Source organism: Alienimonas sp. DA493, from assembly GCF_043951915.1.
Taxonomy (GTDB): Bacteria; Planctomycetota; Planctomycetia; order Planctomycetales; family Planctomycetaceae; genus Alienimonas.
Window position 1 is genome coordinate 1 of the sequence record NZ_JBINJD010000380.1, and the last position, 392, is coordinate 392.

Here is a 392-nt window from a genome sequence, read left to right on the forward strand (position 1 = left end):
CGCCCGGTGGTCTGCGTGGACGAGGGCGGCAAGCAGTTGATCGGCGACGTCCGCCCGCCGCTGCCGGTCCGGCCCGGTTCGCCGGCCAAAGAGGACTGCCACTACGTCCGGGGCGGGGTGGCGAACCTGTTCGTGGCGTTCGAGCCGCTCGCCGGCCGGCGGTTCGTCGAGGTCACCGAGCGGAAGACCGCGGTGGACTTCGCCCGGTTCCTGAAGCGGCTGTGCGACGAGCGGTATCCCGACGCCGAGCGGATCCGGCTGGTCTGCGACAACCTGAGCACGCACGCGCCGGCCAGTCTGTACCGGGCGTTCCCGCCGGCCGAGGCCCGGCGGCTGGCCCGCCGGCTCGAGTGGCGCTACACGCCGAAGCACGGCAGCTGGCTGAACATGGC

At 73.2% G+C, this 392-nt stretch carries 1 protein-coding gene; it reads left to right on the forward strand.

What is annotated here, in order from left to right:
* Window positions 1-392 (forward strand): transposase (locus tag ACG2DA_RS23110; protein WP_395259074.1); only part of this gene is annotated, 392 nt, incomplete at both ends.